This window comes from Arthrobacter sp. Soil_N43, from assembly GCF_057655195.1.
The window spans coordinates 25,240-51,931 of record NZ_JBDGML010000073.1; the positions used below are offsets into that span (position 1 = coordinate 25,240).

The following is a 26,692-nucleotide window of genomic DNA, read 5'->3' on the forward strand; positions in this document are numbered from 1 at the left end:
GGTGCAGGAAGCTGCGTGTCCTAGCCTACCGGGCGCTACCGGCGGAAGGCTCCCCGCGGCCAGGGAAGCGTGGCGACGACGATGGCCCCCAGGGTCAGGACTGTGCCGAGAACCGTGGGTACCTCCACCACGGTGCCCGGCGCCGGAACCAGCAGGTCGAGGCCGAGCGAACCCAGGAGCTGGCCCGCGATCATCCCCAGCCCGGTCACCAGCACGCCCAGGCTGCGGACGAGCAGGGCTCCGAGGCCGATGAACACGCAGCCCATCGGACCGCCGAGGTAGTACCACCACTCATCCGGCAGCGGGTTGCCCGTACCGGCTACGGCCACCTTGACGAGCCAGGCCACCCACAGGACACACGCGCCGGCCACAAAATTCACCAGGGTGGCCGCGATCGGGGTGCCGTAGTGCATGGTGGCGGTACCGTTCATCGCCTGTTGGAAGCTCATCATGAAGCCTGCCAGGACGGGCAGGAGCACCGGCAGGATGAGCTGGGCCGGGTCGCCTCCCGCAGACGCCCCGGCACTGGACGCCCCGGCGCCCGCACCGAAGCGCGGGGATACCGCCCACGCCACGGCTGCAATGGTAAGGATGCAGCCGATCACGCGGATGCCCGTCACCGCTTTCTTGCCGCCCGGGCCGATGCCCAGCCTGTCCACCAGCAGCCCGCTGACCGTTTGCCCGGTGACGGTGGACACGGTGAACAGCGCAACGCCCAGCAGGCCGATCGTGAACGACTGGGCAAACACGAAGAAGGCGCCAATACCGCCGGCCATGACGTAATAAGGCGGGAACCGCCGCTCGCGCACGGCCGGGACGATCTGGGCAAGGCCGGCCCTGCCGCGCGGCAGGACCAGCGAGACGAGAATCATCAGCACCAGGCCGGTGCTGAAACTGACCACGGCGGCGGCGATTCCGTCATCGAGACGGGCGCCGAGGGCACCGTTGATCCGCCCCTGTGCGGGGATGGCGAGTCCGGCGGCCACGGCCATCGGAAGACCTGCGGCAAGGGGCAGCCGCGGTGCGTGGGTCATTGCGTTTACCTAACGTCAGGCATCATTGCTTGTATGAGCAACCAGGAAATCGAAGACATCCCCATCCGCGACGACATGATCCGCCTCGGGCAGCTCCTGAAACTCGCGAATCTGGTGGAGGACGGCGTCGAGGCCACCGAACTGATCAAGAACGGCCTGGTCAAGGTCAACGGCGAAATCGACGACAGGCGCGGCCGTCAGCTCCACCATGGGGACACGGTGACGCTTAACAACCGCACCGTCCGGATCAGCGCGCCGGGCGCCTGAACACCCGGGGACCTCGGAACAGGGTGCCGCGAAGGACTACTTGTTCAGCACTTCGTGCGTGAGGAACTCGGACACATGGCCAATCTCCTGGGCGTTGATCCCGTGCCACATTCCGGTGTACAGAACCTTGGTCAGCTTCACATGGCTGCGGACCCAGCCCATCGTGTATTCGATCTTGTCCTGGGTGATGACCGGATCCTGCTGGTCCCGGCCCCAGAAGAACGGCACCGTACCGGTGAGTTCGGCGTCGCGGAACTCACCGTCGGACCCCGCATCGACAACAAAACCCGAAAGTCCGACGACGGCGGCAAAGTCTGCCGGACGCTTCCGCAGCAGTGTGGTGGCCATGGCCATGCCCATGGAAAACCCGAGGAGCGTGATGGACGGGTGGTTCGCTTTGACCGTATCGATCCAGTCGAGGACATATCCTGCCGCGGACTTCACCGCGTCAAGGGAGTAATCGACGGTACCCGTCAGCGGGAACCAGGAAAAGCCAGGTCCCATGGCGATGGGTGCACGCACCGAGGCCACTGCGAAGTCGTCCGGGAGCATGTCCGCCAGGCTGAGCAGGTCCTGCTCGTTGGCGCCGTAGCCGTGCAACAGGACGAGCAGGGGCTTGCCGGCCCGATCTTCCTCAGGCTTGGACCACTGGACAACGGGAGCAGGAAAAGAGTCGGCTGAAGTCATGGGTCCATTCTTACAGTTAACGGCCGGCTGACTGACTTCGGCGGCTCCCGGCGGTGGCGGAGCGTCGCGGGGACCGGCAGGATGTGAGCATGGACGCGAAGGCCGTTGTAGGGACCCGGCTGGCAAGCCAGCAGCTGCGCTCCCCCAGGGCAGCCTCCGCGGAGGATGCCCTGAAGGACCTGCTCGCCGACCAGGCGCAGGAATATCCCTATGCATGCTGGTCCCTGGGGCAGCGGACCGCCGGCGCAACGGCCAACGACGTCGGGCAGGCAGTGGCGGAGGGCCGGATCCTGCGGACGCACATCCTGCGGCCGACCTGGCACTTCGTGCATCGGACCGATCTCCCCTGGCTCCGTGCGCTTTCGGCGCCGCGGGTGCACCAGGCGAATGCCGCCACCTACCGCCGGACTGGGATCGACGCCGCGGCGGCAGCGCGGGGCGACGAGGTGCTCGCCGCCGCAGTGGCAGGCGGCCGGCACCGGACACGTGAGCAGCTGGCGGCCGAATTAGGGCACGCGGGATTCGACGCCAGCGGTCTGGCACTGGCCTACTTCATCATGCACGCGGAACTTAATGGCGTGATCGTCAGCGGAGTACCTGTGCGCAGTGCTTCCGGAGCCCTCCGGCAGACGTACGCCGCGTTCGGCGAACGGGTCGGCCCGGCCGCAACCACTCCCCTGTCCAAGGACGAGTCGCTGGCCGCCTTGGCCGGGCGGTACTTCCGTAGCCGCGGGCCGGCCACCGTCAGGGACTGCGCCGACTGGTCCGGCTTGACCATGGCTGACGTCCGGCTCGGATTGGCACTGGCCCTGGAAGATGACCCTGCAGCCCTCGACAGCACGGAAATTGACGGCGTCCCGTTCTACTTCAGCCCGGACCTCGCCCCGCCCGCCAGCCCGGGTTTCCCCGCCGGAGACGAGGCGGGTCCGGCCGGGCGCATTGATCTGATCCAGTGCTACGACGAGTACATCATGGGGTACTCCGCCTCGCGCGGCTACCTGGGCGGCAAGGGACCTGTCTTCCCTTATAACGGCGATCCGATGCATGTCATCCTGCTGGACGGCCGCATGGCCGGTGCATGGAGGCACCGCATGCTCCGGTCGGGATCCCCCGGCCAAAGGTGCGAACTTGATATCCGCATAGGGCAGGACGATGCCCTGGAAGCCGGGCTGGACAAGGCGGTGGCAGCATACGGAGCCTTCCTCGGGATGCCGACGACGTACTGACCTGAAACCGGCCAGCCTCTCTTCAGCTTCGGGGACTAAGCTGGATTGACACTCATGAGAGGCCCAGCACCGCTATGAACAACCTGTTTTTCTGGATCATTATCCTGTCGTTCCTGATTCCCATTGGATTGCGCATGTACCGGAAGTCGGTCCAAAAGCGGGAACAGGGCGGGAATTTCTACGGGCAGAATCCGGGCGGGTTTCCGGGCCAGGGCAGGACAAACAACGCGCCCCGGGACGGTTACACCCAGCAGGACTACATGAGCGGCGGCTTTGGCCTTCCGCCGGCCCGTGACCGGGAACAGCTTCCGCCCCTGGATCAGCCGTACCCGAACACGCCGTACCCCCAGTTCCCGCAGGCCGGCCAGGTCCCCCAGCCCGGCAGCGTCCCCTACGAAGACAGCCCCGAGTACCGCGCCAACCCGCCCCAGCCCCAGCAGGCACGCCCGCCGCAGCAGGAAACGGGCCCGGTGACTCCCCCGCCGCCGTCCGCCCCACAGGGGTACCGTGCGCGCAAACTGGCAGAGCTCGACCAGCAATACAGCAACGGGGAAATCTCCATGGAGGAGTACATGTCCCGGCGCAACGACATCATGAACGGCTAGGCGGGGCAGGCTTCAGGCTAGTCGACCTGCGGGAACCCGAGGTCGATGACCGAGGTGGACGGGTCCGGCCAGCGGGTGGTGACCACCTTGCCCCGTGTGTAGAAGCGGATGCTGTCCGGCCCGTACATGTGGGTGTCGCCGAACAGCGAGTTCTTCCACCCGCCGAAGGAGAAGGTGCCCACCGGCACGGGAATCGGCACGTTGACGCCCACCATGCCGGCGTCGACGTCGAACTCGAACTGCCGGGCGGCTCCGCCGTCGCGGGTGAAGATGGCCACGCCGTTGCCGAACTCGTTCTCATTGACCAGCCGGACGGCGTCGGTGTAGGTGTCGACGCGAACCACCGAGAGGACCGGGCCGAAGATTTCGTCGTCGTACACCTTCATGCCGGGTTTGACGTGGTCCACCAGGCTGACGCCGATGAAGAAACCGTTCGAATCGAACTGCTGCGAGCGGCCGTCCACGACGACCGTGGCGCCTTCGTCCTCCGCGCCGGCCACATAGGAGGCGACGCGGTCCCGGTGCTCCGCCGTGATCAGGGGTCCCATCTGCGACGACGGGTCGGTGCCGGGGCCGATGGTGAGCGTCGCCATCCGGCTCGTGATGGCCTGCACCAGGTCATCGGCGATGTTGCCGACAGCCACCAGCACGCTGACCGCCATGCAGCGCTCCCCGGCCGATCCGTAGGCGGCTGAGATGGCCGCATCGGCCGCCATATCCAGGTCGGCGTCCGGCAGGACCACCATGTGGTTCTTGGCGCCGCCCAGGGCCTGGACGCGCTTGCCGTGATCGGCCGCCCGCTTGTAGATGGACTGGGCGATCGGCGTGGACCCGACGAAGCTGACGGCCTTCACGTCGGGGTGTTCCAACAGCACATCGACGGCTTCCTTGTCGCCCTGCACGACGTTCAGCACGCCGGCCGGCAATCCTGCTTCGGCGAAGACCTCCGCGATGAAGACGGCTGAGGACGGATCCTTCTCGCTGGGCTTGAGCAACACGGTGTTGCCGCAGGCCAGCGCGCTGCCGATCATCCACAGCGGCACCATCGCCGGAAAGTTGAAGGGCGTTATGCACGCAACGACCCCGACGGGCTGCCGGACGGAGTGAACGTCGACGCCGCTTGAGACTTGCTCTGACCGCTCACCCTTGAGCATGTGGGACAGTCCGGTGGCGAACTCGATGTTCTCGAGGCCGCGGGAGATCTCACCTTCGGCGTCGGAGAGCACCTTGCCGTGCTCGCTGGTCAGGATGGCTGCGAGCTCGGATTTGCGCTGCGTCAGGATTTCGCGGACCCGGAAGAAGATGTTGGTGCGCTTCGCCAGGCTGGTGGCCCGCCATGCCGGCAGAGCAGCCTTGGCGGCCGCGATGGCCTCCTCAACCCTGGCGGCCGAAGCGAGCGCCACTTCCTTCTCCTGCTCTCCGGTCGCGGGGTTGAAGACGGGGCCGAACCGTTCGGCGTCGCTGACACGGCTGCCGTTGATGAAATGGGGAATGGTTTCCATGGAGTAAGTCCTTTTCGTAATGCCGGCTGGTGCTAGTTGGAGGTCTCGAGCGAACCGTCGACCAGCTTGATGATCATGGAGCAGTCCTTGCCGGACTCCCCCGCGTCAATGAGCTGCTGGAACAGCTGCTGCACGTGCTTGCCAATTTCGAGGGGCGTTCCGGTGTCTTCGGCCGCGCTGATGGCGAGTCCGATGTCCTTGTTCGCCAGTTCGGTGGTGAACGTCGGCGCGAAATCGTTGTTGGAGGCGGCGGTGGGGACCACGCCGGGAACCGGATACCAGGTGCGCAGGGCCCAGCTGTCTCCCGAGGACACGGACGCGATGTCCCAGAACACCTGCTTGTCGAGGCCGAGCCGGTCCGCCAGGACGGCGCCCTCGGCAGTGGACGCCAGGTTGATGAAGAGCATCAGGTTGTTGCAGATCTTGGCTGCCTGGCCGGTAGTCGCCCCGCCGGTGGGAATGATGTTGGAGGCCATGGGCCCGATGTAGCCCGTGGCGTCAGCCACCGCGCCCTCTTCGCCGCCAACCATGAACGTGAGGGTTCCGGCCTTCGCGCCGCTCATGCCGCCCGAGACTGGGGCGTCCACAAAGCGGAATCCGGCGGCAGCAGCGGCGTCGTGCAGTTCCTGGGCCGAGGCGATATCGATCGTGGAGGAGTCCACCAGGAGGGTGCGGGGATCGGCGTGCGTCAGGACTCCGCCGTCGCCAAGGTAGACGGCCTTGGCATGATCGCCCTTGGGGAGCATCGTGAAAACGACGTCGGCGCCGTCTACAGCCTCGGCGATGCTGCGCACGGGCTTCACGCCGCCGGCCTCGGCGGCGGCGACGGCAGCCGGGTTGAGGTCGAACCCGCGGACCTCATGCCCGGCCTTTGCCAGATTCGCTGACATGGAACCGCCCATGTTTCCCAGACCGATCCAACCGACTACTGCCATGGCGTAAGCTCCTTTGCTTTGGGTCCCGGCCCGGTGGGCCGAACGTTCTGTGTCAACCATCACACCCTGCTAGAGTGCAATCAAGGGGAAAAATTACAGATGGCATGTGCACAGATGCACATAGGGTGAAAGGCGCCACGTGGCTCGGCTTCCAAGTCCGGACGATTTACTGATTCTGCTGACCGTCGCCCGCCTCGGCCGGTTCAACGCCGTCGCCGAAACACTGGGCACAACGCACACCACCATTTCCCGCAGAATCGACGCCCTCGACAAGCAGTTGGGCGGCCGCACCCTGGAACGAAGCCCGCACGGCTGGGAACTGACGGAGCTCGGAGCGTCCGCAGTAGCGGCTGCCGAAGCCATTGAAGAGACCCTTGGATCGCTCTCCGGCCTCATCGGCCAGGACACGAACGCGCTCTCCGGCCTGGTGCGGATCAGCACGTCTGACGGCTTCGGCGCCGAGTTCGCTGCCCCCGCGCTGGTGCGCCTGCAGCGCCGGAACCCGCTGCTGAATGTGGAGATGCTCAGCGCCACCCGGAAGGTGAGCCAGAACAGGTCCGGAGTGGATCTTGAAATCGTGGTAGGCCGGACCGACGTTAGCAACGCCCAGCCGATCTTCCTGGCCAACTACTTCCTGCGGCTCTACGCCAGCCCCGGCTACGCAGCAGAGCGAGGGCTGCCCGAAACGCTCGACGGCGTCGGGCAGCACGGCTTTGTGTCTTACGTTGAGTCGGCCCTCCAGGTGGCCGAGCTGGGCCACCGGGCCTCGCAGCTGCCCATGCCGAAGTCCAGCTTCCAGGCCACGAGCATCTTTGCCCAGGTGGAGGCGGTACGCCGGGGTGCCGGCATCGGGCTGCTGCCGAACTTCATGGTGGCCGGCAGGCCCGGCTTCGTGCCGGTGCTCCCCGACGACTTCCAGCGCCAGCTCTCCATCTGGGCCGTGGCGCGCCCCGAATCACTGAGGTCGGGCAGGGTGCAGGCCGTCATCGCGGCCCTGAAGGACGAGGTGCAGGAACGCCAGGACGTGCTCGCGGCCTGACCCGCCCACTATGACCCGCAGCCAAGCCCGCACACCGCTCAGGCCCTGAACAGCCGCCGCACCACCTGTCCTGCGGCAAGGGCGTCCAGCCCCTCGTTGATATCGTCCAGCTGCTTTGTATCCGTGTGCAGCAGCTCGACGGGCAGGCGGCCCTCACGCCAGTACCCCAGATAGAGGGGAATGTCCCGCTCGGGCACGGCGTCGCCCATGTAGGAGCCCAGCAGGCGCTTGCCCGCGCCCGCGAACTGCAGGGCGGGCACCGTCAGCTCCGCGGAGGGGTGCGGCAGGCCCACCGAAACCACAGCACCGCCGCGCGTCACGTATTCCAGGCACGAGGCAATCACACGGGCGGAACCCACTGCTTCGACGGCGGTGTCCACGCCGTCGCCGGTGGCCTGCGCAATCAGCCGCGCTGCCTCCTCGGGCGTGCCGACGGCGGTTGCACCGCAGTCCAGGGCGAGCTGGTGCTTGCCCGCATTGGGGTCAATGGCGATCACAGCGGCGGCGCCCGAGAGCGCCGCGGCCATCACGGCGGAGAGCCCGACGGCCCCGAGGCCGAAAACAGCGACCGACTGGCCGGCGTCGACCGCCGCCGTGTTCAGGACCGCTCCCATGCCGGTGAGCACGGCACACCCGAACATGGCGGCAACTGTGTCCGGGACGTCGTCGGGAATGACCACCACCGATTCGCGGGCCACCACGGCGTAATCGGCGAAGGCCGAGACACCCAGGTGGTGGTTGATCCGTTCGCCGGACGGCGTCCGGAGCAGCGCCTCACCGTGCAGGAGGTCGCCGGAACCGTTGACCTCAGCGGCACGGTGGCAGAGCGCCGGACGCCCGGCCTTGCATGCCCGGCAGGCACCGCAGCTCGGGACGAAAACCAGCACCACGTGGTCCCCCACGGAAACGTCCGTGACTCCCTCGCCTACGGCCTCCACCCGCCCCACGGCTTCGTGCCCGAGTGCCATGGGAAGCGGCCGGACCCGGGAACCGTCAACCACGGAGAGGTCAGAGTGGCACAGGCTCGAATAGGTGACGGCGACGCCGACTTCCCCTGCGCGGGGCGCGGGCCGGTCCAGCTCCTGCACCACGAGCGGACGGGCTTCGGTGTAGCTGGTTCCGGAGGGAACGGTGGCGTAGAGGACTGCTGCTCGCATGGAGGTTCCTGCCTTTGGCTGAATTGACGGCACGCAGCTGCCCGGGCCGGCGTGATCGCGGTCCGGGCAGCGGCTCTGGCTGTTGTCGTTTTGCGGTGCCTTGCGGGTGGCTACTTCTTGCCGGCAGCCAGAAGGTCGGCGGTGCCCTGGGCGTCGGCGGCGTCAACGTCGTGCAGTGAAATGCCGCGGGTTTCCTTGAGGAAGTACACCGAGATTGCGGTCACAATGCAGGCCCCGAGCAGGTACAGCGCTACCGGAACCGAAGACTTGAAGCCGCTCAGCAGAGCCGTGGCGATAATGGGAGCCAGCGAACCGGCAACAATGGACGTCACCTGGTAACCGAGAGAAACGCCGGAATAGCGCATCCGGGTGGGGAACATTTCCGCCATGATCGATGGCTGCCCCGCGTACATCAGGGCGTGGAACAGAAGTCCGATGGTGATTGCCGCGAGGATGATCATGTCGTTCTTCGTGTCCATCATCGGGAAGGCGAAGAAGCCCCAGGTTCCGCCGAGGATGGCGCCTGCCATGTAGACGGGCTTGCGGCCAAAGGAGTCAGACAGCTTGCCGACCATCGGCACGGCGCAGAAGTGGATGAAGTGCGCCACGAGCAGGAGCAGCAGGATCCGTGACGTGTCGGTCTGGACCACAACCTTCAGGTAGGTGATCGAGAACGTCACCACGAGGTAGTACAGGATGTTTTCCGCAAAGCGCAGGCCCATGGCGGTGAAGACACCGCGCGGGTAGCGGCGGAAGACTTCGGCGACGCCGTAGCCCTTCTTTTCGACGGTGACTTCCTTGCGGGCTTCCAGGAAGATCGGCGCGTCCTGGACCTTGGTGCGGATGTAGTAGCCGACGATGACGATCACGGCAGAGAGCCAGAAGGCCACTCGCCAGCCCCAGCCGAGGAACGCTTCCTGGGACAAGGTGGAGGAAAGGGTGAACAGGACGCCGGTGGCCAGCAGGTTTCCCATCGGAACGGCGGACTGCGGCCAGCTGGACCAGAATCCGCGCGACTTGTTCGGGCTGTGTTCGGCAACGAGCAGCACGGCGCCGCCCCATTCACCGCCGACGGCGAAGCCCTGGACGAAGCGCAGGAAGACCAGCAGCGCCGGAGCCCAGTAGCCGATCTGCGCGAAGGTGGGGAGGCAGCCCATGAGGAAGGTGGAGACACCGACCAGGATGATGCTCAGCTGCAGCAGCTGCTTGCGGCCGAACTTGTCCCCGAAGTGGCCAAACACGATGCCGCCGATCGGCCGGGCAACGAAGCCCACCGCGTAGGTGACGAACGCCGCGATGATGCCGTCCAGTTCCGTCCCTGAATTGGGAAAGAACATCTTGCCGAACACCAGGGTGGCTGCGGAGGCATAGAGGAAGAACTCATACCACTCCACCACAGTGCCGGCCATGGAGGCCGTAACGACTTTCTTCAGGCCAGAGGCCTTGACATCGGTTTCCCCTACGCGCCTTGCGGCGGAGTTTTCCGTACTCATTTTGTGAACTCCTTCGGCGTCTTCGTCGACACCACATGGGACCAGACTCTGACGGACCTGTGATGTGTGCCACGGGCCGCCGTTTCCAACGAGTATGGTCTGCCCCTGCTGCAAGCTCAACGACAAATAGTGCAGAAGGCATCTGCATAATTGCACACGCAGCGGGTTCCGGCGCTGCTCTGTGCAGCGCCGGGACAGGTCCCTGGAGCGGAGTTCAGGCTACGGTTCAGGCCAACAGATGTTCGCGGAGCTGCGCGCTCAGCTGCCCGATCTCGGTGAGGAAGCCGTCATGGCCGATGGGCGCCTCGATGACATGGACGTCCACGTCACCGGGGAGGGCATCAGCGAGTTCGTGGGACTGGGAGGGAAAGTACAGCCGGTCTGAGTCGACGGCGGCGACAAAGAAGTCCGCCGTCGTCCGCGCCAGTGCTTCCTTCAGGGTTCCGCGCCCGCGGCAGACGTCATGGCTCATGAGGGCTTCGGTCAGTGCGATGTAGCTGTTGGCGTCGAAGCGCTGGACGAGCTTGTTCCCCTGGTGGTCCAGGTAGCTTTCCACCTGGTAGCGGCCACGGTCTCCGAGGGCGTCTGCCCGCAGCGGAGCTTCGGCCTCCTGGGGGTTCCGGCCAAACCGGAAGTCCAGCTCGTGCGCCGAACGGTAGGTAATGTGGGCAATCCGGCGGGCCAGAGCCAGTCCGGCTTCGGGGAGCGGGCCTTCGTAGTAGTCGCCGCCGTTGAAGTTGGGGTCCTGGCGGATGGCGAGGGTCTGCGCCTGTGCAAAGGCGATCTGCTCGGCGGTACTGCTGGCGCCCACGGAGATGACACCGCAGCGGCGCACCCGGTCCGGGTAGCTGACCGCCCACTCCAGTGCGCGGGCGCCGCCCATGGAACCGCCCACAACGGCAAACCAGCTGCTGATGCCGAGCCGGTCGGCCAGGCGCGCTTCGGCATCAGTGGAGTCCCGGAGGGTCACCAGCGGGAAGCGCGAGCCCCACGGCTTACCGTCCGGAGCTGTCGACGCCGGGCCCGTGGATCCGTAACAACCGCCCAGGATGTTGATGGAGACGACAAAGAACCTGTCGGTGTCCGCCGGCGCACCCGGCCCGGCGAGCTGCTCCCACCAGCCTTCCTCGTCCCCGTCGCCCCGCGTCACATGGGTGCTCCCGGTGAGGGCGTGCTCCACCAGGATGGCATTGGAGCCGTCGGCGTTGAGCGTTCCCCAGGTTTCGTAGGCCAGCGTCACGTCCGGGAGGAATCCGCCGGCCTCGAGCTCGAGGCCGCCGATGTTGATGTACTGGACGGTGCCGTCGGGAACGCGGCTGTCACGGTCTTCAGTGTCACCGCCTTTACAGGCGGGAGCTTGGCCATCGGGAACGTCGGTGCGGGTGACGGAAATCGTCATCGGTATACCTCTTCTACGCGCTTGCCTGCCGCCAGTTGACCGGCAGGCCAGGTCTTCACCCGGGGCACCCCACCGCGGAAGGAGGGTTGCCGGCCAGCAAGCCGGGGCTGTCGCTGGCACTCATGACCTGGACCAAGCTTACGAAAAGGGCCGCCACCCGCGCGAAGATTGTGACGGTTATGTGACTCCGGAGGCGCCTGGATGCTGCCTGCGAGGGGCGCGCAAGCCGCGGCAATCGACTCTTTTGCAGACACCCCATTTGTGTTAGGGCACCCTTAGCTGAGAGCCGCGTCACAAGATGCCAAGATGATGGCATGCGCATGGATCACGTCTCTTACGCCTGTGAACACGATGGCTTGGCGGCCACCACTGAACGTATTTCGTCCGCCCTCGGCGTTGAAGCCGTGAAGGGTGGAGTACACCCCCGTTTCGGAACCCGGAACATGATTATCCCGCTCGCGGGACACAAATATCTGGAGGTCGTGGAGGTCCTGGACCACCCGGCGTCGGACAAGGCCCCGTTCGGACAGGCCGTGCGTGCACGCTCTGCTGCCGGCGGCGGCTGGATGGGCTGGTGCGTCGAAGTGGACGACCTCGCCCCGTTCGAGGAGCGTCTCGGACGAGCCGCGGTAAACGGCAACCGCAAGTTCCCGGACGGCCGCGAACTCGTGTGGAAGCAGATCGGAATCCTGGGCCTCATTGCAGACCCGCAGGTTCCGTACATGCTGAAGTGGGAGGGCGATCCTTCCCTTCACCCGTCCCACGCCTATGACAGCAACGTCAAGATGTCCAGCCTCACCATCGCGGGCTCCGCCGAACGGGTCACCGAGTGGCTCGGAGAGCCTGTCGAAAGGCCCCTGGAGGACGTCGCCGTCAACTGGGTGGCTCCGCACGGTACCCCCGGCATCCTGTCCGTCACGTTTGAAACCGCAGCAGGCGCCGTCACCATCTGACGCGCGTTGGCAGCATGCTGCCACTACACTTCGGCCGCCATCAGCGGGTGCCAATGTCGTCACCCACCGATGGCGGCCGAATTACTTTCTGCACCGGGTTACGTTCCCATAGCGCCTATCCCAGCCCGACGCTCCTTCCGAACAGGCTGAAGCCGACAAACGCCACAATATCCAGCAGCGCGTGGGCCATGACCAGCGGCATCACCCGCCGGGTTTTGGTATAGATCCACGCGAACACCACGCCCATGACGGCATTGCCAATGAACGGCCCAAAGCCCTGGTAGAGGTGGTAGCTGCCGCGGAGCATGGAACTGGCAAAGATGGCCAGCGGCACGGACCAGCCGAGCTTCCCGAAGCGGTCCAGCAGGTAGCCCACCACGATGACTTCCTCCACCACGGCGTGGCGCATCGCGGAAAGAATCAGGACCGGAATGGTCCACCAGTACGCGTCCAGGGCGCTGGGGATGATCGCCGTCGTAATACCCAGCGCCCGCCCCGCCGCATAGAGCCCCAGCGAGGGAATGCCGATCAGGGCCGCCAGCCCCAGCCCCTGGAGGAGGTCCCGTCCGGGGCGGGCGAAATCGAACCCGAGCTTCCGGAACGCCGAGCCGCTGTCATAGCCCGCGCCTCCCTTCGGCTGCCGCTGCTCCGTCATGAAGTAGATGACCAGCAGGACCGGCACCAGCGCAAAAATGATGTCCAGCAGCTGGTAGGTCAGGTCGAAATACTCGCGCGAGCTTTGCGAACGGTTCAGAGTGGAGGTGCCCTGGGCCAGCGGCGCCTGGGTCATCTTGTCCAGCAGCTGCACCACGGAGTAGACGGCCGACTGCCCCAGGGACAGTCCCAGCACTATCCAGATTTCGATCCTCAGGCGACGGCGGGAAGGAACCAACATGTTCCTATCTTGCCTGCTGTTGCTGGTACTTACCTGTTGGGCTTCAGGACGGAACTGCCACTGCCTGGTGTCCGGCTGGCCCTATGCTGGGAAACTATGAGTGCGCCCGGGAAAATCATCATGATCCGGCACGGCCAGTCCGCCGCCAATGCCGACACCTCCATCTACAACCGGGTGCCCGACTACCGGATTCCGCTGACGCCCTTGGGCGTGGACCAGGCCAAGGCCGCCGGTGAACGTATCCGGCGCGAGCTCGACGGCCAGCAGGTCAGCGTCTACGTCTCGCCCTATCTGCGCGCCTACCAGACGCTGGAAGCACTCAACCTTGGTTCCCTCACGGAACGGGTGATCGAGGAACCCCGGCTCCGTGAGCAGGACTGGGCCAATTTCCAGATCTCCGGCGACATCGAGGACCAGAAGGAGCTGCGCAACGCCTACGGCCATTTCTTCTACCGGTTCCGCGAGGGCGAGTCCGGCTCGGACGTGTATGACCGCATTTCGTCATTTATGGAGACCCTCTACCGGCACTGGGCCAAGCCGGACTACTCCCCCAACACCCTCCTGGTCACGCACGGCCTGACGATGCGCCTGTTCTGCATGCGCTGGTTCCACTGGTCCGTGGAGTACTTCGAGTCGCTGAACAACCCGGACAACGCCGAAATCCGGATGCTGGTGCGCACCGGGGACGGCAAGTACGAACTGGACCAGCCGTTCACGCAGTGGGTGGACCGCCGGGTGGACGAGACCGTCCTCGACGCCCCGCCCGTGGTCTTCTAGGGCTTTCGGCCGGGCGCCGGGTTTCTGGCTACGCTGCTCAGGCCTGCCGGGGCCGCGGCGTTTCCGGTGCCACAATGACTTCGGTGCCGATGGCTTCAAAGGCGGCCTTGTCCTTGGCGGAGATGCCGGAATCGGTGATCAGCTTGGTGAACGCATAACCGTCCATGGTGGCGAAGGCCCGGCGCCCCACCTTGGAGGAGTCCGCGATGACGTAGGACACGCTGGCGCGGCTGGCCAGCAGCGCGTTGACGGAAGCCTCACCTTCTCCGGTGTTGGTGGGGCCAACCTCGGGGTCAATGCCGTTGACGCCGATGAACGCGATGTCCAGCACCACTTTCTGCATGATGATGTCGGTGTACGGCCCCACCAGCTCGTACGAGCGCGGATTGAGGATGCCGCCGGTCACCATGACCTTGATGTTGGGCCGCACCGCCAACTGCCCGGCGATGTTGATGGCGTTGGTGACCACCGTCAGGGTGGGCTGGTTGGACGGCGAGTTGAGGTCCTCACGGGTGGCCAGGATCTGGGCCAGGGCGGTGCTGGTGGTGCCGCCGCAGAGCCCGATCACCATGCCCGGCGAGATGAGGGCCGAGGCCGCCAATGCGATCTCCTGCTTGGCTGCCGCATGGTCGTCGCGGTTGTACCGTCCCGGCAGGTCGTAGGCCAGGGCACCGGTGGTGGCGCCGCCCCGGGTCCGGGTCAGCAGCCGCCGCTTGGCCAGGCTGTCCAGGTCGCGCCTCGCCGTGGCCGGCGAAACGCCGAGCCGGGTGACGATTTCGTCCACCTCCACCTGCCCGGTCTTGGCAAGGAGATCCAGGATCGCCGTCAGTCGGTCGGTGCGGGTCATGCTTGCCTCTCGGTGATCAAACTGCCATCAGAAAATGACGTTTTTTGATTGTAACAGACCGCAAACGATCATCTAACGTCAAGTGGCGGGTTGGATCCCCCTCAGTCTTACCGTGCCCGTACCCCGGCGCGCCACACGGCGTGCGTCAGCGGCATGCCCGGACGGTAGGCCAGATGCGTGGCCGAGGGCGCATTGAGCAGATGCAGGTCTGCACGGTGCCCGACGGCGATCGATCCCACCGCGCGTTCGCCGTCGGCGTCGTTCCCCGACTCACGCCCCAGCGCCAGGGCGCCGCCGTACGTCGCGGCGCGGACGGCCTCGTGGACGCTGAGTCCCATCTGCAGCACGGCGGTGGTCACACAGTATGCCATGGAACTCGTGTAGGACGTCCCCGGGTTGCAGTTGGAAGCCAGGGCCACGGGCACTCCGGCGTCCAGCAGCCGCCTTGCGGGCGCGAGTGGCTGGCGGGTGGAGAGGTCGCAGGCCGGAAGGCACGTCGCCACCGTGCCGCGGGAGTCGGCGCCGGAACCTCCATCCCACCCGGACCAGCTGGCGGCCAGCGCCTCGACGTCTTCGTCGGACAGGTAGTTCACATGGTCCACGCTGGCGGCGCCGAACTCGACGGCGAGCCTGACGCCCGCTCCGGGACCGAGCTGGTTGCCGTGGACGCGCAGCCCGAGGCCGGCGGCGCGGCAGGCCTGCAGCACGCGCCGCGACTGCTCCTCGGTAAAGGCGCCCCGTTCACAGAACACGTCGGCCCACTGCGTGTACGGGCGGACCGCTTCCAGCATGGCACCGCAGACAAGGTCCGTGTACTCGTCGGGATCCATGCCCGCCGGCACCAGGTGTGCCCCGAGGTAGGTGACTTCGTCGGCCACCGTGGACGCGATCCGCGCGCTCCGCGCCTCCTGCTCCACATCCAGGCCGTAGCCCGTCTTGGTCTCCAGGTACGTGGTGCCCTGCGAAACAGCCTCCGCCACCCTGCCCAGTGCCAGTCGGGTGAGGTCATAGTCCCCGGTGCCGCGCGTGGCCCCGGTGGTGACGGCGATGCCGCCCGCGCTGTACTGCTCCCCCGCCATCCGGGCTTCAAACTCTGCCGTCCGGTCACCGGCGAAAATCAGGTGCGTATGCGAATCCACCCAGCCGGGCAGCAGCGCCCGGCCCTCGGCGTCGTAGGAATCGTCCGCCGCCGGTGCGTCCCCGGCGGCTCCGAACCAGGCGATCCGTTCCCCCTCAATCACCACCGCGGCGTTCCGTAGCACACGCTGTTCGCGGTCCTGGGTCATCAGTTCGCCGATATTGGTGAGGAGGGTGCTCATGACTCCATTCTTCAGCGCCGGATGGACCACCGCGTGGCGGCGAGCGCGTCTGCTGTCCGGGATTCCGGACTCCGCCCCGCGCCGGCGCCGCGTCGCTCGAGGATCTGGGCGGCAGCGAATTCGGCAATCGCTGACGACGTCTGGAAGCCGTACCCGCCTTGGCCGGCGAGCCAGTAGAAACCCGCTGCTTCGGCGTCGAACCCCGCCACCGGCACGCCGTCGGCCGCTTCGGTGCGCAGGCCGGTCCATGCTGTGCGAACAGTGCCGATCCCCAACGTCGTCAGGGAATTGAGCCGGGCGATCAGCCGCTCCACGTCGCCGGGGAACGGCCGGGCGTCCTCCGCTGCGCTGGCAACGTGTTCCGACGGCGAGACCAGGACATCCGCCCCCTCCCTGCGGAAGTAAAAGGAGTCGTCCGCTGCCGCCACCATGGGGCTCCCCTCGGGAAGGGAATGCTCGACGGCGGCAATCGCCGCCGTGCGCCGGTACGGCTGGAGTCCGAGCTTCTCCACTCCGCTGATGACCGCCACTTCGTCGGCCCAGGCTCCAGCCGCGTTGACGAGCACGCCGGCCTGGAAAGCCTCCTGCCCTGCACCGATCTCCCAGCCGCTGCCGAGGCGCTGGGCCGAATGGAGCCGGGCGCCGGTGATGATGTCCGCACCCGCGGCCACGGCCCGTGCCCGGTGGTCTTCGAGCAGAACCGGGGCGTTACAGCCGAAGGAACCGGTGTCCAGTCCCGCCGCCGAGAAGCTCCCGGGCTTCAGGACCGGGCACAGCTCCAGGGCTTCGGCGTGGCTGATCATTTTCATCTGCCCGCTGGCTTCCGACCTGACGGCTTCCTCGTCGCCGATCAGCATGAAGCTCCGCGGGGACAACACGGGGCTGGGAAGCTCGGCGTCCCGCGCCGCGATCAGCTCCAGGGTCCGCACCGTAAGTTCCTGGACCACGGGCGGGCCATAACTGGGGATCAGCTGCCGGGCTGAACGGGAGGACGTGTGGTACGCCAGCTGCTGCTCGGCTTCGACCAGCGCCACACTGCATTTGCCTGCCAGGGCGGACGCCAGGGACAGGCCCGCGATCCCGCCGCCGATAATGACCACGTCATAGGTTGCTGCCATGGCTCCATCCTTGCAGACGCATCGTGGGTTCCCTCGGCCTGTCTGCTAGGCAGCGACCGCTTTCCGGCTCTTGACGAAGGCCTGCACGCAGGTTTCGACGTCGTCGGCACTGTGCGCCGCCGACAGCTGCACGCGGATGCGGGCCGCTCCCCGCGGCACCACAGGGAAGCTGAAGGCCGTGACGAAGACTCCGTTCTGCAGCATCCGGTCGGCAACTTTCGCCGCCTGGACGGCGTCGCCGAACATCACCGGCACAATCGCGTGTTCGCCGTCGAGCAGCTCAAAGCCTTCCTCCGTCATGCGGCGGCGGAACAGTGCCGCATTCTCGAACAGGCGGGTCCGCAGTTCGCCGGAGGTCTCCACGAGGTCCAGGGCCTTGATGGTGGCAGCCACGATGGCGGGGGCCACGGAATTGGAGAACAGGTAGGGGCGGGCCTTCTGCCGGAGCATGGCGATGACTTCGCGGCGGCCGGAGACATAGCCGCCCGATGCCCCTCCGAGTGCCTTGCCGAAGGTGCCGGTGTAGATGTCCACGCGGTCAGACACGCCGGCATGCTCCGGGGTTCCCGCCCCGGTGGCACCCATGAAGCCCACGGCGTGGGAGTCGTCCACCATGACCAGGGCATCGTGCTTTTCGGCGAGGTCGCAGATGGCCTCCAGCGGCGCCAGGTAGCCGTCCATGGAGAAGACCCCGTCAGTGACGATGATCTTGCGGCGGGCGTCCTTGGCCTCCAGGAGCTTCGCCTCCAGGTCTGCCATGTCCTGGTTGGCGTAGCGGTAGCGCTGCGCCTTGCAGAGCCGGATGCCGTCGATGATCGACGCGTGGTTCAGGGCGTCGGAGATGACGGCGTCTTCCGGACCGAAGAGCGATTCAAAGACGCCGCCGTTCGCATCGAAGCAGCTGGAGAACAGGATGGTGTCCTCCGTTCCGAGGAACTTGGACACACGGGCTTCAAGCTGCAGGTGGAGGTCCTGGGTGCCGCAGATGAACCGCACGCTGGCCATGCCAAAGCCGCGGTCGTCCATGGCGGCCTTGGCCGCGGCGATGATGTCCGGGTGGTCGGCCAGGCCGAGGTAGTTGTTGGCGCAGAAGTTCAGGACCTGTGAGGCATCCTGCCCGATCTGGCCTGCGGCGATGCGGTTGGCCTGGGGGGAATCGATGTGCCTCTCGGTCTTGTAGAGGCCGGCAGCGCGGATCTCATCCAGTTCGCTGCGCAGTTGGTCCTTGATGGCTGAATACATGGTGTGCTCCTCGGCTTGTGGAAAGTCTCGTGTTTTTTTGATGAAGGGGTACGGCGCTGCCGGAGGTCGGTTCAGACGCCTGACCAGTCGAGCACAACCTTGCCGCCCACGCCGGCGCGGGCAATTTCGAAGCCCTTCTCCCATTGCGCCGCCGGCAGCACGTCCGTGACCACGGCGGAGATGTTGGCGTGCAACGTGCGGTTGGAGGACAGCATGGCGCTCATGGCGTACCAGGTCTCGAACATTTCACGGCCGTAGATGCCCTTCAGGGTCAGCATGTGGGTGACCACCTTGCCCCAGTCGATGTCGATCGACTGGCTGGGCAGGCCCAGCATGGCGATGCGGCCGCCGTGGTTCATGTTGTCGATCATTTCCGGCAGTGCGGTGGGATGGCCGGACATTTCCAGTCCGATGTCGAAGCCCTCGCGCATGCCCAGTTCGCGCTGCGCCTCCCGGACACGCGTCTTGGAGACGTCGATGGCCAGGTCAACGCCGAGCTGGCGGGCCAGCTCCAGCCGCGGTGCCGAGACGTCCGTGATGGCAATCTTGCGGGCGCCGGCGTGGCGGGCCACCGCGATGGCCATGAGACCGATGGGTCCGGCGCCGGTGATCAGCACGTCCTCGCCGACGAGGGGAAAGCTCAGGGCGGTGTGGACGGCGTTGCCGAAGGGGTCGAAGATCGCCCCGAGCTCCGGCGTCACGGACGGATCCTGGTGGACCCACACGTTGGTTTCCGGAATGACCACGTATTCGGCGAATGCACCGTCCCGCTGCACGCCGACGCTCACCGTGTGGATGCACATCTGGCGGCGGCCCGCGCGGCAGTTCCGGCAGATGCCGCAGACCACGTGCCCCTCGCCGGAAACCCGGTCCCCCACCTTGACGTCCCGGACGTCTTCGCCGATTTCCACCACCTCGCCATAGAACTCGTGCCCGGCGATGAGGGGCGCCTGGATGATGCCCTGCGCCCAGGCGTCCCACGACTGGATATGCAGGTCCGTGCCGCAGATGCCCGTGGTCATCACGCGGATCTTCACGTCATCGGGGCCAGCCTCGGGCTCCGGACGGTCGACCAGCTCGAACCCGGCGTGAGGGCCGGCCTTGTACAGAGCCTTCATTGGCATCCTTACTTTGGGCATGCGCTCAAGCCGCATGCGGGCGGAATCTCCCTTCATTAGAGCCACTCCAACGCATTAGCACAAGGGGATTTTTCTCAATCGACGATTTAGGAATTGCTAAGGCATAGGATGGGGCCATGGAAATCCACCAGCTCGAAATGCTCCGCGAGCTTGGCGCCCTCGGAAGCGTCAAGGCCGTGGCGGACACCCTGCTTGTCACGCCGTCGGCGGTCTCCCAGCAGTTGGCACAGCTGCAGAAGAGCGTGGAGGTTCCGCTCACGCGCAAGGAGGGCAGGAACCTGGTCCTCACGGAGGCCGGGCAGGTGCTGGCGGACGCCGGGGCCGCCGTCGTCAGTGCCATGGCCGATGCCCGCATGGCGATCGGCGCCTATCATGGATCCACGGTGGCGCCGGTGACGGTGAGCGGGTTCCACAGCGCAGGGCAGGCGCTGTTCGCCCCGCTCGCGCGGCTGCTGGACGGGTCGGACAAGCCGAAGGTCCAGCTGTTTGACGAGGACGTGGCACAGCAGGATTTCCCCGCCCTCACGGCACGGTACGACCTGGTGCTGGCCCACCGCATGGACCACAGCCCGAGCTGGCCCACTGAGCGGGTGGCGGTGATTCCCCTCGCGCATGAGCCCCTCGACGTGGCCCTTCCCGCGGGACACCGGCTCGCCGCCCAGCCGTCACTGGAACCCGACGACGTCGTCAGCGAACCCTGGGTGACCAGCCGCACCGGCTATTCACCCGCGGACGTGCTGTCCGCTGTTGCCGCCGTTTCCAGCCGTGAACTGAACATTGTGCACCGCATCAACGACTACTCCACGGTGGCGGCCCTGGTGGCGGCGGGCGGCGTGATCGGTCTGCTGCCCAGGCATACGGCGCGGCCCGTGCTGAATCCTGACATTGTGTTGCGCCCGCTCAGGGGGATCAGCACGCGCCGCAGGATCGACATCCTGGCCCGGCCGGAGAACCTCAAGCGGGCGTCCGTGATGATGGTGTGCGAGGCGTTGGAGGACATCATGGCCCGCCTCGTCCACGACTAGGGCGCATCATCGGCTTGGCCTTGGCCCCGGCCTTCGCCTTTGGCCTTGCCCTGACCGAGTCCTTTGCCTTGGCCTTGGCCCTGGCCGGCTCCCTTACCTTGGCCGAGCGCCTTTCCCTTGTCAGCAGCGCCTTCGACGATCGCCGTCGCCGAGATCGACGTGCCGTTCTTGATGCCCCTGATGCGCACCGTGTCCCCCTGCTTGAGGTCAGCGGCGGTGGCGGCGGACGGCTTCGCCCGTTTGCCGGCGTCGTCCTGGGGTGCGGCGCTGTTGGGGGGCGTGGCGCTGTCACTTGGTGCGGTGCCGTCCTGGGGTGCGGTGCCGTTGGCAGCGGCTGCGGGCCGCTTGCGGATCTTGGTGTCGGCGCTGATGGCATAGGCCAGGGTGAAGCCGTCCTCGCTCTTGACCGTGATCGACGTCTCACTCACGGCCTCCACGGTACCGAACTGCGTTATCCGCGTCTCCAGGCTGCCGTCGGCCTTTTTGACCACGCTTTCGCTGTGCAGCTCACGCCCCTTGCCCTGGCCCTTGGCTTGCTCCGACTTTCCCTGGTCACCAGGCGCCGGCGGAGTGGCCGTAGGTTGCGAGGCAACAAGCTGGGGGTCAGCTTCCCCGCGCCCGGCAGTCTCGTCGGCAGCCCGGACCATGGCTGGCCCGGCGCCACACAGGGCGAGTACTACGGCGCCTGCAAACAGGGCCCGACGTAATGTTTTCGGTTGTGGAACCGGCATGGCATGTCCTTCCGCCGCACCGGCGGGACTCCGGCGCCCTCAGTCCACACTTTAAAGCCGCGACCTTATGGAGAGCATGGGGCCCCATTCCCCTTAACCCCCAACTGGATCGCAGCCTGCGCGGTTCCGGAGATTCAGAACGGCTTAGCTGCGACCCAGTTGGGTGGAGGGGAGGGGTCAGGCGTTGACGCCCAGCTTCTCCAGGATCAGCTCCTTGACGCGGCCGGCGTCGGCCTGGCCCCGGGTGGCCTTCATGACGCCGCCGACGATGGCGCCGATGGCCTGCAGCTTGCCGGCGCGGATCTTGTCCGCGACGTCGGGCTGCGCCGCGAGGGCTGCATCGATGGCTTCCAGAAGGGGTCCGTCGTCGGACACGACGGCGAGGCCGCGCTTCTCGACGATTTCGGCCGGGGTGCCTTCGCCGGCGAGCACGCCGTCCAGCACCTCGGTAGCCATCTTGTTGTTGATCTTGCCGTCTTCCACCATCTTGCTCAGCTCGACGATGGTGGCCGGTTCGACGCCCAGCTGGCCGGGGTCGACGTCGGCATTCTTGGCGCGGCCCACGATCTCGCCCATCCACCATTTGCGTGCCACGGAGGCCGTGGCACCGGCGGCGATGGTTTCCTCGATTTCGTCCATGACTCCGGCGTTGACGACGTCGCGGAACTCGAGGTCCGAGTAGCCCCAGTCTGCCTGGAGCCGTTTGCGGCGGGCGGCCGGCGGTTCGGGCAGCGTGGCGCGCAGTTCCTCGACCCATTCGCGGGAAGCGACTACGGGCACGAGGTCGGGCTCCGGGAAGTAGCGGTAGTCATCGGCGTCGGATTTGGCCCGGCCCGACGTCGTCGTGCGCGTGTCCTCGTGCCAGTGGCGCGTTTCCTGGATGACCGGCTCACCGGAGTCCAGCACGGCGGCGTGCCGCTGGATTTCGTAGCGGACGGCGTGCTCGACGGCGCGCAGGGAGTTCACGTTCTTGGTCTCGGAGCGGATGCCGAAGCGTTCGCGGCCGTGCGGGCGCAGCGACACGTTCGCATCGCAGCGGACGTTGCCGCGTTCCATCTTGGCGTCGGACACACCGAGGTTCTTGACGATCTCGCGGACGGCGGCGACGTACGCCTTGGCCAGTTCGGGAGCGCGTGAACCGGCGCCCTGGATGGGCTTGGTGACGATTTCCACCAGCGGAACGCCGGCGCGGTTGTAGTCCACGAGCGAGTAGTCGGCACCCTGGATGCGGCCTGCCGAGCCGCCGAGGTGGGTCAGCTTGCCGGCGTCCTCCTCCATGTGGGCGCGCTCGATTTCAACGCGGAACACCGTACCGTCGGAGAGCTCGATGTCCAGGTAGCCGTCGTACGCGATCGGTTCGTCGTACTGGGAGGTCTGGAAGTTCTTCGGAGTGTCCGGGTAGAAGTAGTTCTTCCGGGCGAAGCGGCAGTAGTCGGCGATCTTGCAGTTCAGCGCCAGGCCGATCTTGATGGAGGATTCCACCGCGGTCCTGTTCAGCACGGGCAGGACGCCGGGCATGCCGAGGTCCACCTCGTTGACGTTCGTGTTGGGCTCATCGCCGAACACGTTCGGCGCCGAGGAGAACATCTTCGTCTTGGTGTTCAGCTCCACGTGGACCTCGAATCCCAGGACGGGATCGTACTTCTCCATGGCCTCTTCGAAGCTCAGGATTGCGTCGGTGCTCATTATTTTGCCTCCTGGGCGTCGACGAGGGTCTCGACAGGCTCGGCCACCGGTGAGGCGGCCAACTCTGGAGCACTGTCCAGCAGCGGACCGCCCCATTTCTCCTCGAGAAGGGATTCCAGCACGGCGCCCACGCGGTACAGGCGGGCGTCCTCACGGGCAGGGGCCAGCAGCTGGATGCCGACGGGCAGGCCGTCCTCATCCGCCAGGCCGCCGGGCAGGGACAGCCCGGGAACACCGGCCATGTTGGCTGGAATGGTGGCGACGTCGTTCAGATACATCGCCAGGGGGTCGTCCAGCTTTTCGCCCAGTTTGAAGGCCGTGGTGGGGGCCGTCGGGGAAATCAGGACATCTGCCTTGGCGAAGGCTGCGTCGAAGTCGCGCTGGATCAGCGTGCGGACCTTCTGCGCCGACCCGTAGTAGGCGTCGTAGTAGCCGGCGGACAGGGCGTAGGTGCCCAGGATGACACGGCGCTTGACCTCGTCGCCGAAGCCGGCGGCCCGGGTGGCCCCCATGACGCGCTCGATGGTCATGGGCGGTTCCTCCGGGAGAACGCGCAGACCGTACCGGACGCCGTCGAACTTGGCCAGGTTGGAGGAGGCCTCGGACGGCATGATGAGGTAGTAGGCCCCGAGGGCGTACTTGAAGTTGGGGCAGGACACCTCAACGATTTCCGCGCCGGCCTGCCTGAGCAGCTCGAGGGACTCGTTGAAGCGGTTCTCGACGCCGGCCTGGTAGCCCTCGCCGTGGAGTTCCTTGATGATGCCGATCTTCATGCCGTCCACGTTGCCCAGCCGGGCGGCGGCGGGGAGGTCCGCCAGCGGGTCCGGCAGCGAGGTGGAGTCGTGCGGGTCGTGGCCGCCGATGACCTGGTGCAGCAGTGCCGAGTCCAGGACCGTGCGGGACACGGGGCCGATCTGGTCCAGGGAGGACGCCATGGCGATGGCGCCGTAGCGGGACACGCCGCCGTACGTGGGCTTCACGCCGACGGTTCCGGTGACGGCGCCCGGCTGGCGGATGGATCCGCCGGTGTCGGTGCCCAGCGCGAGGGGCGCTTCGAAAGCGGCGACGGCGGCTGCCGATCCGCCGCCGGAGCCGCCGGGGATGCGGTCCAGGTCCCAGGGGTTGCGGGTGGGGCCGAACGCGGAGTGCTCCGTGGAGGAGCCCATGGCGAATTCATCCAGGTTGGTCTTGCCCAGGATGGGCATTTTCGCGGCGCGCAGCTTCTGCACGACGGTGGCGTCGTACGGGCTGTGCCAGCCCTCGAGGATCTTCGAGCCGGCGGTGGTGGGCTGGCCGATGGTGACGATGAGGTCCTTCACCGCGATCGGGACGCCGGCGAGCTCGTGGAGTTCCTCGGCGGCAGCGCCGCCGGCGGCGCGGATGGCGTCCACCTCGGCGGCGACGGCGAGCGCCTCTTCGGCGTTGACGTGCAGGAACGCGTGTACGCCGCGCTCTCCCCCGTCGACGGCGGCAATGCGGTCCAGGTGCGCCTGGACGACCTCGACGGCGGTGACTTCGCGGGCGGCCAGCTTGGCGGCCAGCTGGGCTGCGGAGAGGCGGATCAGCGGGGTGCTGTTGTTTTCAGTCATGTGTTTATGCCTCATCCAGGATTGCCGGGACCTTGAAACGGTTCTCATCGGAATCCGGAGCTCCGGAGAGTGCCTGCTCGGCGGTGAAGGTGTGCCCCACCACGTCCTCGCGGAACACGTTGTTCAGCGGAATCGGGTGTGAGGTGGCCGGAACGTCGTCTCCGGCGGCTTCGCTGACGGATTTCACCGCATCTACGATGACGGCCAGCTCGCCGGCCATCCTGTCCAGCTCTTCAGCACTCATCTCAATGTGCGCGAGCCGCGCGAGGTGCGCGACGTCGTCACGGTTGATCGCAGCCATGGATCTCCCCTGCAATGTAGTTGGTTTCCCCATAGTCTACGTGGCAAACGTCAGTGCCCGCCTGACGACCCCCAGCGGGCTCCAGGCGGGCACTTCCGGCCGCGCGGCGGGGCCGCGGGCAGCTACAGGTTAGCCGATGCCGATGGCCCCGGTCAGCATCCCGACGGCGAGCATCACCAGGGAGACGACGGCGCTGCGCCACAGCACCTTCTTGTGGTGGTCGCCCAGGTCCACCTTGGCGAGCGAAACCAGCAGCAGGATCGCCGGAACCAGCGGGCTCTGCATGTGGAACGGCTGCCCGGTGATCGAGGCACGTGCCATGTCCGCGGCGCTGATGCCGTAGTGACCGGCCGTCTCGGCCAGAACCGGCAGCACGCCGAAGTAGAAGGCGTCGTTGCTCATGAAGAACGTCATGGGGATGCTGAGGACGCCGGTGATCACGGCCATGAGCGGGCCCATGTCCGACGGGATGATCTGCACGAGCCAGGCGGACATGGCCTCGACCATTCCGGTGCCGGTGAGAACGCCGGTCAGGACGGCGGCGGCCATGACCATGCTCACCACGGCAACGATCGACGGGGCGTGGGCCACGAGCTGCGCGCCCTGGTCCTTGACCTTGGGGAAGTTCACCAGCAGGGCGATGGCCGAGCCGACCATGAACACGTACGGCAGGGGAACGAGGTCGGCGATGAGCATGCCCATCACGGCGACGGTGAGGCCCAGGTTGAACCACTGCAGCTTGGGGCGCAGGGTCTTGCGGTTGGGGTCCAGGGCGGTGTCGGCCATGGCGGTGTCGCTGTCGTCCACGAGCGTTTCGGTGCGTTCCAGGACGGCAACGGAGGATCCCTCCGGGGAGAGGCCGCCAGGGCCTCCCGTTGCCGGGGCCACTGCACCACGGGTGCCGGAACCGCCGGTGCGGCCGCCGCCGGCGGGCGTTCCGCCGTCGAACCCTTCGGCGGTGAACGGTTCTGCCGTAGACGGCGTCCCCCAGATTTCCGGCTGGGTGGCGCGGAGGCGGTTGCGCTCCTGCAGGCCGAGCAGCCAGGCGAAGGCGAGGACGACGGCGAGGCCGGCGACCAGCGACGGGATCATGGGAACGAAGACGTCGTTGACGTCGATTTTGAGGGCGGTGGCGGCGCGGGCGGTGGGTCCGCCCCACGGCACGATGTTCATGGTGCCGTTGGCCAGGCCGGCGACGCAGGTGAGGACCACGGGGCTCATCTTGAGCCGCAGGTAGATCGGCAGCATGGCCGCCGTGGTGAGGATGAAGGTGGTGGAGCCGTCGCCGTCGAGGGAAACTGCAGCGGCCAGGAGCGCGGTGCCGAGCACCACCTTGGCGGGGTCATTGCCCAGCTTGCGCAGGATGAACCGGACCAGCGGATCGAACAGCCCGACGTCGATCATCAGGCCGAAGTAGATGATGGCAAACATCAGCAGCGCGGCGGTGGACGTCATGGACTTCATCGAGTCCATGACCATGTCGCCGATGCCGAGGCCTGCGCCTGCGAACAGACCGAAAACGGTGGGGACGATTATGAGCGCCAGCACTGGCGTCAACTTCTTCGTCATGATCAGCACCATGAAAACCGCGATCATGGCGAATCCAAGTAATACCAGCACAGCCGGCTCCTTCTTAATGAACGGCACCACCCCGATGTGATGCGCACTACAGACGTTAGAGTGGCGTCCGTCACCGCCGTGCCTTTGGCTCAATTGATTGGCATAC

25 protein-coding genes and 1 riboswitch are annotated in these 26,692 nt (G+C 66.5%); of the genes, 7 read left to right on the forward strand and 18 right to left on the reverse strand.

Annotated elements, in window-relative coordinates:
* Positions 1 to 35: 35 nt before the first annotated feature.
* The gene (locus AC3A3W_RS07785) at positions 36 to 1,034 is read right to left on the reverse strand and encodes a DMT family transporter (protein ID WP_487441679.1); all 999 of its coding nucleotides are present in this window, start codon (positions 1,032 to 1,034) and stop codon (positions 36 to 38) included.
* A gap of 33 nt (positions 1,035 to 1,067) precedes the next feature.
* On the opposite strand from AC3A3W_RS07785, the gene AC3A3W_RS07790 reads away from it, so the two are divergent.
* Entirely contained in the window at positions 1,068 to 1,301 is a 234-nt protein-coding gene (locus tag AC3A3W_RS07790) for an RNA-binding S4 domain-containing protein (protein WP_205654439.1), read from the forward strand.
* Positions 1,302 to 1,337: 36 nt separating this feature from the next.
* Here AC3A3W_RS07790 and AC3A3W_RS07795 read toward each other — a convergent pair whose 3' ends face one another.
* Positions 1,338 to 1,988: an alpha/beta hydrolase gene (locus AC3A3W_RS07795; protein WP_487441680.1), complete on the reverse strand. Its 651-nt coding sequence runs from the start codon at positions 1,986 to 1,988 to the stop codon at positions 1,338 to 1,340.
* An 89-nt stretch (positions 1,989 to 2,077) separates the two neighbouring features.
* Between AC3A3W_RS07795 and AC3A3W_RS07800 the strand changes: the two genes are divergently transcribed.
* Together AC3A3W_RS07800 and AC3A3W_RS07805 are read left to right on the forward strand one after the other, a co-directional pair.
* On the forward strand, positions 2,078 to 3,214 hold the full coding sequence (locus AC3A3W_RS07800) for a winged helix DNA-binding domain-containing protein (protein ID WP_487441682.1): 1,137 nt from the start codon (positions 2,078 to 2,080) through the stop codon (positions 3,212 to 3,214).
* A gap of 74 nt (positions 3,215 to 3,288) precedes the next feature.
* The gene (locus tag AC3A3W_RS07805) at positions 3,289 to 3,819 is read left to right on the forward strand and encodes a hypothetical protein (protein WP_487441684.1); all 531 of its coding nucleotides are present in this window, start codon (positions 3,289 to 3,291) and stop codon (positions 3,817 to 3,819) included.
* A gap of 17 nt (positions 3,820 to 3,836) precedes the next feature.
* Here the strand turns inward: AC3A3W_RS07805 and AC3A3W_RS07810 are convergent, their stop codons facing one another.
* Positions 3,837 to 5,321 (reverse strand): CoA-acylating methylmalonate-semialdehyde dehydrogenase, encoded by a 1,485-nt coding sequence (locus AC3A3W_RS07810; RefSeq protein WP_487441686.1) that lies wholly within the window; start codon positions 5,319 to 5,321, stop codon positions 3,837 to 3,839.
* A gap of 32 nt (positions 5,322 to 5,353) precedes the next feature.
* Positions 5,354 to 6,256, reverse strand: coding sequence for a 3-hydroxyisobutyrate dehydrogenase (gene mmsB, locus AC3A3W_RS07815; RefSeq protein WP_487441687.1), 903 nt, complete (start codon positions 6,254 to 6,256; stop codon positions 5,354 to 5,356).
* A 139-nt stretch (positions 6,257 to 6,395) separates the two neighbouring features.
* On the opposite strand from mmsB, the gene AC3A3W_RS07820 reads away from it, so the two are divergent.
* Positions 6,396 to 7,295 (forward strand): LysR family transcriptional regulator, encoded by a 900-nt coding sequence (locus tag AC3A3W_RS07820; protein WP_487441688.1) that lies wholly within the window; start codon positions 6,396 to 6,398, stop codon positions 7,293 to 7,295.
* 38 nt (positions 7,296 to 7,333) lie between these two features.
* Here AC3A3W_RS07820 and AC3A3W_RS07825 read toward each other — a convergent pair whose 3' ends face one another.
* From AC3A3W_RS07825 to metX, 3 genes are all read right to left on the reverse strand, one after another.
* Complete coding sequence (locus AC3A3W_RS07825; RefSeq protein WP_487441689.1) at positions 7,334 to 8,452, reverse strand: zinc-dependent alcohol dehydrogenase family protein; 1,119 nt, start codon at positions 8,450 to 8,452, stop codon at positions 7,334 to 7,336.
* A gap of 110 nt (positions 8,453 to 8,562) precedes the next feature.
* Positions 8,563 to 9,945 (reverse strand): MFS transporter, encoded by a 1,383-nt coding sequence (locus AC3A3W_RS07830; RefSeq protein ID WP_487441691.1) that lies wholly within the window; start codon positions 9,943 to 9,945, stop codon positions 8,563 to 8,565.
* 226 nt (positions 9,946 to 10,171) lie between these two features.
* Entirely contained in the window at positions 10,172 to 11,344 is a 1,173-nt protein-coding gene (gene metX / locus AC3A3W_RS07835) for a homoserine O-acetyltransferase MetX (protein WP_487441693.1), read from the reverse strand.
* 12 nt (positions 11,345 to 11,356) lie between these two features.
* Positions 11,357 to 11,472: riboswitch (SAM riboswitch) on the reverse strand.
* A 186-nt stretch (positions 11,473 to 11,658) separates the two neighbouring features.
* On the opposite strand from metX, the gene AC3A3W_RS07840 reads away from it, so the two are divergent.
* The gene (locus AC3A3W_RS07840) at positions 11,659 to 12,297 is read left to right on the forward strand and encodes a VOC family protein (RefSeq protein WP_487441694.1); all 639 of its coding nucleotides are present in this window, start codon (positions 11,659 to 11,661) and stop codon (positions 12,295 to 12,297) included.
* 115 nt (positions 12,298 to 12,412) lie between these two features.
* Here AC3A3W_RS07840 and AC3A3W_RS07845 read toward each other — a convergent pair whose 3' ends face one another.
* Positions 12,413 to 13,192: a CPBP family intramembrane glutamic endopeptidase gene (locus AC3A3W_RS07845; RefSeq protein ID WP_487441696.1), complete on the reverse strand. Its 780-nt coding sequence runs from the start codon at positions 13,190 to 13,192 to the stop codon at positions 12,413 to 12,415.
* Positions 13,193 to 13,288: 96 nt separating this feature from the next.
* Here AC3A3W_RS07845 and AC3A3W_RS07850 point away from each other — a divergent pair, with 96 nt between their 5' ends.
* Positions 13,289 to 13,969: a histidine phosphatase family protein gene (locus tag AC3A3W_RS07850; RefSeq protein ID WP_487441697.1), complete on the forward strand. Its 681-nt coding sequence runs from the start codon at positions 13,289 to 13,291 to the stop codon at positions 13,967 to 13,969.
* 37 nt (positions 13,970 to 14,006) lie between these two features.
* Here AC3A3W_RS07850 and AC3A3W_RS07855 read toward each other — a convergent pair whose 3' ends face one another.
* The 5 genes from AC3A3W_RS07855 to tdh all read right to left on the reverse strand — a co-directional run bounded on the left by AC3A3W_RS07855 (position 14,007) and on the right by tdh (position 19,613).
* Positions 14,007 to 14,816: a DeoR/GlpR family DNA-binding transcription regulator gene (locus tag AC3A3W_RS07855; protein WP_487441699.1), complete on the reverse strand. Its 810-nt coding sequence runs from the start codon at positions 14,814 to 14,816 to the stop codon at positions 14,007 to 14,009.
* A 107-nt stretch (positions 14,817 to 14,923) separates the two neighbouring features.
* On the reverse strand, positions 14,924 to 16,135 hold the full coding sequence (hutI, locus tag AC3A3W_RS07860; RefSeq protein WP_487441701.1) for an imidazolonepropionase: 1,212 nt from the start codon (positions 16,133 to 16,135) through the stop codon (positions 14,924 to 14,926).
* Between the two features lie 11 nt (positions 16,136 to 16,146).
* Entirely contained in the window at positions 16,147 to 17,253 is a 1,107-nt protein-coding gene (locus AC3A3W_RS07865) for an NAD(P)/FAD-dependent oxidoreductase (RefSeq protein ID WP_487441703.1), read from the reverse strand.
* A gap of 45 nt (positions 17,254 to 17,298) precedes the next feature.
* Positions 17,299 to 18,495 (reverse strand): glycine C-acetyltransferase, encoded by a 1,197-nt coding sequence (locus tag AC3A3W_RS07870; protein ID WP_487441705.1) that lies wholly within the window; start codon positions 18,493 to 18,495, stop codon positions 17,299 to 17,301.
* Between the two features lie 71 nt (positions 18,496 to 18,566).
* Positions 18,567 to 19,613, reverse strand: a complete 1,047-nt coding sequence (gene tdh / locus AC3A3W_RS07875) for an L-threonine 3-dehydrogenase (RefSeq protein ID WP_487441706.1) — start codon at positions 19,611 to 19,613, stop codon at positions 18,567 to 18,569.
* A gap of 137 nt (positions 19,614 to 19,750) precedes the next feature.
* Between tdh and AC3A3W_RS07880 the strand changes: the two genes are divergently transcribed.
* Positions 19,751 to 20,659, forward strand: coding sequence for a LysR family transcriptional regulator (locus tag AC3A3W_RS07880; RefSeq protein WP_487441708.1), 909 nt, complete (start codon positions 19,751 to 19,753; stop codon positions 20,657 to 20,659).
* On the opposite strand, the gene AC3A3W_RS07885 is transcribed toward AC3A3W_RS07880, so the two are convergent.
* The 5 genes from AC3A3W_RS07885 to AC3A3W_RS07905 all read right to left on the reverse strand — a co-directional run bounded on the left by AC3A3W_RS07885 (position 20,656) and on the right by AC3A3W_RS07905 (position 26,586).
* Complete coding sequence (locus AC3A3W_RS07885) at positions 20,656 to 21,390, reverse strand: hypothetical protein (RefSeq protein ID WP_487441710.1); 735 nt, start codon at positions 21,388 to 21,390, stop codon at positions 20,656 to 20,658. The two genes, AC3A3W_RS07880 and AC3A3W_RS07885, sit on opposite strands and share 4 nt — an antisense overlap.
* A 177-nt stretch (positions 21,391 to 21,567) precedes the next feature.
* Positions 21,568 to 23,076, reverse strand: a complete 1,509-nt coding sequence (gatB, locus tag AC3A3W_RS07890) for an Asp-tRNA(Asn)/Glu-tRNA(Gln) amidotransferase subunit GatB (RefSeq protein WP_487441712.1) — start codon at positions 23,074 to 23,076, stop codon at positions 21,568 to 21,570.
* Positions 23,076 to 24,665, reverse strand: a complete 1,590-nt coding sequence (gene gatA / locus AC3A3W_RS07895; protein WP_487441714.1) for an Asp-tRNA(Asn)/Glu-tRNA(Gln) amidotransferase subunit GatA — start codon at positions 24,663 to 24,665, stop codon at positions 23,076 to 23,078. The genes gatB and gatA overlap by 1 nt, the downstream gene beginning before the upstream one ends.
* A 4-nt stretch (positions 24,666 to 24,669) precedes the next feature.
* A complete protein-coding gene (gene gatC / locus AC3A3W_RS07900; RefSeq protein ID WP_400577968.1) occupies positions 24,670 to 24,966 on the reverse strand; it encodes an Asp-tRNA(Asn)/Glu-tRNA(Gln) amidotransferase subunit GatC in 297 nt (98 codons plus the stop codon).
* Between the two features lie 129 nt (positions 24,967 to 25,095).
* Entirely contained in the window at positions 25,096 to 26,586 is a 1,491-nt protein-coding gene (locus AC3A3W_RS07905; protein WP_487441716.1) for a CitMHS family transporter, read from the reverse strand.
* Positions 26,587 to 26,692 lie beyond the last annotated feature (106 nt).